This window comes from Mesorhizobium sp. M7A.T.Ca.US.000.02.2.1 (genome assembly GCF_003996995.1).
Lineage (GTDB): Bacteria > Pseudomonadota > Alphaproteobacteria > Rhizobiales > Rhizobiaceae > Mesorhizobium.
On the sequence record NZ_RZTT01000705.1, the window covers coordinates 1 to 1,759 of the forward strand.

Genomic DNA, 1,759 nt, shown 5'->3' on the forward strand with positions numbered 1-1,759 from the left:
AGACCGGACCGCGCCGAATCGAGGCTGACCGCCTTGGCGTAGGCGTCCGCGGCTTCCTTGGGTTTGTTTGCCTTCATCAGGATGTCGCCGCGCTATATGGCGACGCCCAGTCGACCTACCTGTTCGGCAACATCGCCGCCGCGCTCGCGAAGACCAATGCACTGATCAAGGCGCAGCCCAAGAACGCTTACTTCCAGGAACTGCGCGGCGACATCCTGATGAAGGCAAACAAACCCAAGGAAGCCGCGGACGCCTACGCCAAGGCGGTCAGCCTCGATTCGGCGCGGTCCGGTCTGCTGCCGGTGTCCATGGGCCAGGCGCTGATGGCCGTCGGCACCCCCGACTCCCTCAAAAAAGCCGTCGTGCAGATCAACAACGGCCTCGGGCGCGACAAGGAAAATTCAGCCGGGTATCGCTATCTGGCACAGGCCTACGGTGAGTTGGGTGACATACCGGGCGCTGAACTTGCCACCGCCGAAAGCCATTTCTATTCCGGCAACTACAAGGATGCGAAGATTTTCGCCATGCGGGCGCAGCAGCAGATGAAACGCGGCGAGCCGCGCTGGCTTCGCGCCCAGGATATCATAAACTACAAGCCGTCAACCAAGATCAAGTGAAACTTCCGGCCGCGCGCCATGACATAGCCAGACCGGAAAACAGGTAGAAGGAACAGGAACGATGAAAAAGGCACTGCTGCTGGGCACCACGGGGGTTGCGGTCGCCCTGGCCATGCTGGCTTTCGGATTCGTTGCCGGAAACCCGCAGATCGCCAAGGCCGGTACCGCACAGCCGGTCGAGACCGCGGCGGCCGATACCAAGATCGACCGCACCGAGGTCGAAGGCATCATCCGCGACTATTTGTTGAAAAACCCGGAAGTCCTCCTGGAGGTCCAGGACGCGCTTGAGGCCAAGCAGAAGGAAGAGCAGCGCATCGCTCATCTCGGCGTGATCAAGAATGCCAAGGACCAGATCTTCAACTCCGCCTTCGACGGCGTCGTCGGCAATCCGAACGGCAAGGTCACCATCGTCGAGTTCTACGACTACAATTGCGGCTTCTGCAAACGCGCCATGGACGACATGCAGGCGCTGACCAAGACCGATCCGGACCTGCGTTTCGTGCTCAAGGAATTCCCCATCCTCGGACCGGAATCGCAGAAGGCGAGCGTGGTCTCGATGGCCTTTCACCTGATGCACCCGGAAAAGTACGGCGAGTTCCACAATGCGTTGCTCGGCGGCCAGGGACGCGCCACCGAGGCGTCGGCAATCAAGGTCGCGCTGTCGCTCGGCGCCGACGAAGCGGCGCTGCGCGAGAAGATGAAGGACCCGACAATCAACGAGGCCCTCGCCAAGACCTACGATCTTGCCAACAAGCTGGCGATCACCGGAACGCCGTCCTATGTCATCGGCAACGAGGTGGTGTTCGGAGCACTCGGGCAGGAAGTGCTGGCAGAAAAGATCGAGGCGGCGAAAGCCGCGCTCTGATCTTGCTCGCCAGCTATTTCTCACGGGCACATTTCCGCCTGTTGTGGACAGTGAAAGAACGCACTTGCGCTCTTTCCGCGGGCGGCTATGCCCATTATAGAGGGCCCAGCGCGCCGGCTTGATGACGGCGCCGGGAAAGGTCGGCTTTTTGAAAACGGTTTTCGTCCTGAACGGTCCCAATCTCAACGCGCTCGGCAAGCGCGAGCCGGGCATCTATGGCGGCAAGACGCTTGCCGCGATCGCCGACGACTGCAAGCAGGCAGGCACGGCGCTGGGG

At 61.3% G+C, this 1,759-nt stretch carries 2 protein-coding genes and 1 pseudogene; all 3 read left to right on the forward strand.

All coding sequences use genetic code 11. The features are described 5' to 3' along the window. Positions 1-617 (forward strand): annotated as a pseudogene (locus EOD15_RS33780) (hypothetical protein); the annotation flags it as partial. Between the two features lie 61 nt (positions 618-678). Further along, positions 679-1,482: a DsbA family protein gene (locus tag EOD15_RS33785; protein WP_127272408.1), complete on the forward strand. Its 804-nt coding sequence runs from the start codon at positions 679-681 to the stop codon at positions 1,480-1,482. Between the two features lie 148 nt (positions 1,483-1,630). Next, positions 1,631-1,759, forward strand: a 129-nt coding sequence (locus EOD15_RS33790; protein WP_127394770.1) for a type II 3-dehydroquinate dehydratase, incomplete at its 3' end; no start/stop codon positions are given.

Bases quoted from the DNA above. Each gene is read 5' to 3' on its own strand.
- EOD15_RS33785 (WP_127272408.1), top strand. From the start codon at position 679: ATGAAAAAGGCACTGCTGCTGGGCACCACGGGGGTTGCGGTCGCCCTG.